This is a genomic window from Kitasatospora sp. NPDC029312, from assembly GCF_055569215.1.
The window spans coordinates 88,026-93,126 of sequence record NZ_JBVHXY010000031.1 but is presented as its reverse complement, the minus strand read 5'-3'; the positions used below and the strand labels follow the sequence as shown (position 1 = coordinate 93,126).

General features: G+C 72.9%; 7 protein-coding genes. 2 read left to right on the top strand and 5 right to left on the bottom strand.

The genetic code is table 11. The annotated features are described in order from the left end of the window. Positions 1 to 171: 171 nt before the first annotated feature. The 4 genes from ACZ4WV_RS24390 to ACZ4WV_RS24375 form a co-directional block, all read right to left on the bottom strand. Complete coding sequence (locus ACZ4WV_RS24390) at positions 172 to 570, bottom strand: DUF2267 domain-containing protein (RefSeq protein ID WP_465750096.1); 399 nt, start codon at positions 568 to 570, stop codon at positions 172 to 174. A 57-nt stretch (positions 571 to 627) separates the two neighbouring features. Continuing rightward, positions 628 to 1,032 (bottom strand): DUF2267 domain-containing protein, encoded by a 405-nt coding sequence (locus tag ACZ4WV_RS24385; RefSeq protein ID WP_465750102.1) that lies wholly within the window; start codon positions 1,030 to 1,032, stop codon positions 628 to 630. Between the two features lie 92 nt (positions 1,033 to 1,124). After that, complete coding sequence (locus ACZ4WV_RS24380; RefSeq protein WP_465750094.1) at positions 1,125 to 1,418, bottom strand: STAS domain-containing protein; 294 nt, start codon at positions 1,416 to 1,418, stop codon at positions 1,125 to 1,127. 131 nt (positions 1,419 to 1,549) lie between these two features. Further along, a complete protein-coding gene (locus tag ACZ4WV_RS24375) occupies positions 1,550 to 1,984 on the bottom strand; it encodes an Hsp20/alpha crystallin family protein (protein WP_465750092.1) in 435 nt (144 codons plus the stop codon). A 111-nt stretch (positions 1,985 to 2,095) separates the two neighbouring features. Between ACZ4WV_RS24375 and ACZ4WV_RS24370 the strand changes: the two genes are divergently transcribed. Continuing rightward, positions 2,096 to 2,812, top strand: coding sequence for a hypothetical protein (locus ACZ4WV_RS24370; RefSeq protein WP_465750090.1), 717 nt, complete (start codon positions 2,096 to 2,098; stop codon positions 2,810 to 2,812). 13 nt (positions 2,813 to 2,825) lie between these two features. Here the strand turns inward: ACZ4WV_RS24370 and ACZ4WV_RS24365 are convergent, their stop codons facing one another. After that, positions 2,826 to 3,131, bottom strand: coding sequence for a hypothetical protein (locus ACZ4WV_RS24365; RefSeq protein WP_465750088.1), 306 nt, complete (start codon positions 3,129 to 3,131; stop codon positions 2,826 to 2,828). 356 nt (positions 3,132 to 3,487) lie between these two features. On the opposite strand from ACZ4WV_RS24365, the gene ACZ4WV_RS24360 reads away from it, so the two are divergent. Beyond that, positions 3,488 to 4,966: a purine-cytosine permease family protein gene (locus ACZ4WV_RS24360; protein ID WP_465750086.1), complete on the top strand. Its 1,479-nt coding sequence runs from the start codon at positions 3,488 to 3,490 to the stop codon at positions 4,964 to 4,966. Positions 4,967 to 5,101: the final 135 nt, after the last annotated feature.

Here is a 5,101-nt window from a genome sequence, read left to right as displayed (position 1 = left end):
GCCCCGACCGGAGCCGCCCGGGCTTCGGCCTGGAGGTCAGGTGGGCGGACGCGGAGCGCTACCGCGTCCACGGACCCTGAGACCCCTGAACGGCGCGCCCGGCGGCCCGGCGGCCCGGTGAAACCCGCCGGTCCGCCGGGCCCCGCCCGGGCGGTGTTCAGCTGGCCGTGATCAGGCCGCGACGGTGAGGTCGGCGCGGCCGAACAGCAGGGCGTAGCCGCGCGGCAGGTGGGCGAGGATGCGGTCGGTGAGGTGCTGGTCCGTGACGGCGGCGAGGGCGGTCAGCACGGACGAGGCGTCCCAGCGGGCGGCGGTGAGGCTGGTGCCCAGGGTGCGGGCGAGGGCCTCGACGAAGGCGGGGGCGCTGACGGGCTCCGGCAGCGGGATCTGGCCGGTGAAGACGGCGCGCCAGCGCTGGGGCAGGGCCGAGGCCAGCTCGCAGCGTTCCTCGCCGGTGAGTTGGGCGCCGAGCTGGGTCAGGACGGCGGTGAGGACGCGATCGGCTTCCTCGTCGGTGGGGTACCGGCCGTTGGTGCGGACCTGCTGGAGGAGGCGGCGGTGCCGGGTCATCGGTGGTGCCCTTCCGGGACGGGCCGCTGCGGTGCTCGCTGCGGCGGGTGGCTGGGGTCAGGGGCGGTGGCCGGCCGCGGGACGGCCGAAGAGCAGGTCGTAGCCGGGTGGCAGCTGGAGCAGGACGCGCTCCATGAGCTCGTCGCCGGCCGCGTCGGCGACCGTGGACAGGACGGCGCCGATGTCCCAGAGGGCGGTCTGCTCGGTGGCGCCCTCGATCCAGGCCGCAGTGGCGCGGACGAACCGGTCGGGACTGAGCGGCTCGGCGGCCTGCAGGGGGTTGAGCAGGACCAGCGAGAGGGCTTCCGGCAGGCGGGCCGCCAGTTCGGCCCGTACCTCGCCCACCAGGTGGGCGCCGAGCAGGGCCAGCACGACGCGCGCCGCCCGTTCGGCTTCCTGCGGGGTGTCGTATTCGCCGCGTTCCTGGACCTGCTCCAGGAACGCCTCCCATCGGAGCGTCACCACGGGTCCTCCCTTCGCGCCTTCGCACGGAACGGGGTCGGGTCGGGGGTCTGGTCGAGTTGACCGCAGGGCCGGGCCACCCGGCCCTGCGGTCAGGGCGTGGGGGCCAGGTGGCCGGTGAGGCCGGTGAGTTTGAGGAGCCTGGCCACGGGGCGGCCGACACCGCGCAGGAGCAACCGCGAGCCCTGCTGGTCGGCCTGGTTCCGAGCCTCGATGAGGACTCCCAGGCCCGAACAGTCCATGAACGTCACGCCCGACAGGTCCAGCACCACGTCCGGGTGCTCGGCCAGCGCGCGGGTCAGGTCGTGGCGCAGACGAGGGGCGGTGTCGAGATCGATCTCGCCGTACGCCCGTACCACGTGGGGAGCCGGTCCGTGGTCTGACATGGGCGTGCTCTCTCTCCGAGCGGGCCGCTCGCGGCGAACGGCCCGGGAGGAGACGGGGGCTGTGATGTCCCGCGCCGCCCTCTCGGGGGGTTTCTCGGGACGGCGCGGGACGGCAAGGGGCAGCAGGCGGATCAGGCCTGGATCTGCTTGCGGCTACCGCTGTGGCCGATCGCCACCTTGCGCGGCTTGGCCTTCTCCGCGACCGGGATGCGCAGGGTCAGCACGCCCTCGTCGTAGTCGGCCGTGATGCCCTCGGGGTCGAGGGTGTCGGACAGCATCACCTGGCGCGAGAAGACGCCGAGCGGGCGCTCCGACAGCTCCCACTTCACGTCGTCGCCCTGGTGGCGCGGGCGGCGTTCGGCCTTGACGGTCAGCATGTTCCGCTCGACGTCGATGTCGATCGCGTCCGGGTCCACGCCGGGCAGGTCGAAGCAGATCACGTACTCCTCGCCGGCGCGGTACGCGTCCAGCGGCATCGGCGTGGGGCGGGACCACGTGCCGGTCGTGCCCAGGAACTGCTGGGTCAGACGGTCCAGTTCGCGGAACGGGTCGGTGCGCAGCAGCATCGCGAAACACCTCCAGTCGGATCGATGGGTGCCAGTGCGCTTCACCTGTCATTGTTGTAACACGTCATCCATCCGATGACAAACCCCTCGTGTCGTCGGTACGGTGACTACATGAGTGCGAAGCCGCCGAAGACCGTTTCCGACCCCGCCCCGACCGCCGAGCCCGTCTCCTTCCTCGCGGCCGCCGCGGCGCTGGCCGCCATCGACGACGCCGTCCGCGCCGCCCAGGCCCCCGGCGCGCCCGAGGCCCCGGACGCCGCCCCGCGCCACGCGCCCGTCCCGCACCAGGGAGGCCAGGACCAGGGCCCCGAGCAGGCACTGGCCGCGCTGGTGCTGCTGCGCGAACTCCGCACCCAACTGGCCGGCTGGGAAGCCGGGCTGGTCGAGACCGCCCGCGCCGCGGGTGCCACCTGGGCGGACCTCGCCCGGCCCATGGGCGTCGCCAGCCGCCAGGCCGCCGAGAACCGCTACCTGCGGCTGCGCCCCGCCGCCGCCTCCGCGACCGGGACCGGCGCCGAGCGCGTCAAGGCCGTCCGCGACCGTCGGGCCGCCGAGCGCGCGATCACCGCCTGGGCCCGCGACAACGCCGCCGAACTGCGCGTCCTCGCCGCCCAGATCACCGCGGCCGGGCTCGCCCGCGAGGCCCGCCCCGCCCAGGCCGCCCTGACCGCCGCCCTCGGCACCACCGACGCAGCCGACCTCATCGAGCCCCTCGCCGGCATACGCCCCCACCTCGGCACCCACCACGGCGACCTCGCCACCCGTCTCGACGCCCTGGCCCGCCGCACCGACCAACTCCGCGACGCCAGCAACCGCCGCCGCGCCTGACAGGCCGACCGGGTCAGGCCGCGGGGGCGGACTGCGCGGGCACCCGGTGAGCGTCGTCCGGCGCGGCGGTGGCCCGCTCGCATTCCGTGGCCGCGATCCGCTCCAGGCTCCGCCACAGGTCCAGGGCCTGCTCATGCAGCCCCGCCACGGTGCAGCTGCCCGCCTCGATCGCGCTGAGGTAGGCGTCGATGCCGATGACCGCATGGCGCACCTGTCGGCGCAGCGGCTCCACCCGCCCGGCGTCCTCCCCGTGCTCGCACGGCGCGCCGATCCGCTCGGCCAGCAGGGACCTGAGCCGCTCGAGTCCTTCCCTGCTCATCGGATCCACGCGAACCATCTCCAGTCGAGGGCGCCGCTCGAGCCGCCGCACGGATTCGCCCGCGTCAGCGGTGGCGGTGGGAGGCGCCTCCACTGTTCACCCGTTCGCCTCACATGTCAACGATTGCACGAATTCGATGTCGTGTGTTTCCGGTCGTGAAACGCCGGAGCCCCGGGCGAGGCATCCGAGGCCGCCGAGGGCGGTGGAGCGCCTGCCACGGTCGGTGAGCGACCGCATCGGTCAGGTCACCGCCGGGACGACGTAGGATGATTCAACTCCCGCGCTACGCGCGAAGAGTTCCATGAATTTTCCATATGTCCGATTCATCTCCGCTTCACACGCACGGAGCCACCCTCATGGGCAACCTGTCCACCGCCGACACCGACGGCGCGATAGAGACGCGCGGTATCGAACCCGTCCCCGACCACGAGCGCGGGGGCAGAGTCCGCGAGCTCTTCCCGACCTGGGTCGCGGCGAACATCAGCGTTCTGCTGCTCACCATGGGCGCCGCCCTGGTGGTGTTCAACGAGTTGAACTTCTGGCAGGTGCTGATCGTCGCGGCCTGTGCCGCGCTCGTCTCGTTCGGCATGGTCGGCGTGCTGTCGGTCTCCGGGAAGTGGGGCGGGGCGCCGGGCGCGACCCTGTCGCGGGCCGCCTTCGGGGTGCGCGGGAACCTCTTCCCCGGCGCGATCCTCTGGATCGCCCGGTTCGGCTGGGAGACGATCAACGCCGTCACCGGTGCCTATGCCGTGCTGACCGTTCTCGACCTGCTCTTCGGGGTCCAGAGCAACACCGCGCTGATCGTGATCACCCTGTTCCTCTTCGTCGCCTGCACCTTCCTGGTCTCCGGGATGGGCCGGAAGGCGCTGAACGTCTGCAACACCTGGTCGACGTACCTCTTCGGCCTCTTCAGCGTGCTGGTGCTGGGGTACCTGGTCGCGACCATGCACTGGAGCGAGGTCTTCTCCAAGCCCGCGGGCACCACGGCGATGATGATCGCCGGCGTCGGCACCATCGCCGCCGGCGGCATCAGCTGGGTCCCCACCGGCCCGGACTTCGCCCGCTACCTGCCGCACGCCGCCTCCGGGAGGAAAATCGTCGGCGTGACGGTCTCGGGCGCCGGTCTGGTCATGGTGCCGATGGTGCTGATGGGCGCGGTGATGGCGGTGGCCTCGCCCGGCCTGGCCCAGGCCTCGGACCCGGTCTCCTTCCTCGGCGACCTGCTGCCGACCTGGCTGGCCGTGCCCTACCTGCTGACCGCGATCGTGGGCATGCTGCTGATCAACAGCCTCTCCATGTACTCGGCCGGCTTCACCGCCCAGACCATGGGCGTCAAGCTGCCGCGCGCCCTGGCCGTCAGCATCAACGCGGTGATCTCGCTGGTCGGCGGCCTGATGCTGATGCTGGTCGCCAAGAGCTTCCTGGGCTCCTTCATCACCTTCCTGATCCTGCTCGCGGTGTCCTTCTCGGCCTGGATCGGCGTCTACGCGGTGGACATGTTCCGACGCCGCTCGCGTGCGGTGCGCTACGACGCCGCCGCGCTGATGGACACCAGCCGGAACAGCCGGTACTGGTACGTGGGCGGTTTCTGCTGGCAGGCGATGGTGTCCTGGGTGCTCGCCCTGCTGATGGGGCTCGCCTTCACCAAGTGCGACTGGTTCGCCGGCCCGCTCTCCGACACGCCCGTCGGCAGGTACGGTCTCGCCTGGGCGGCGACCATCGTGATCTCCGGCGTGATCATGGCCGTGCTCCCGGCGCCCCGGGAGAACACCCCCGCCACCGCCGAGCAGCCCGCCGACCGCCAGGCGGAGCAGAGCGACCGGGTCACCGTCTGACCCCTCCCGACGCGAACCCCGGACCGGGGGGGGGGGGGGGGGGGGGGAGGGGGGGGAGGAGGGGGGGGGGGGGGGGGGGGGGGGGGGGGGGGGGGGGTGAGGGGGGGGGGGGGGGGGGGCCCCCCTCCCCCCCCC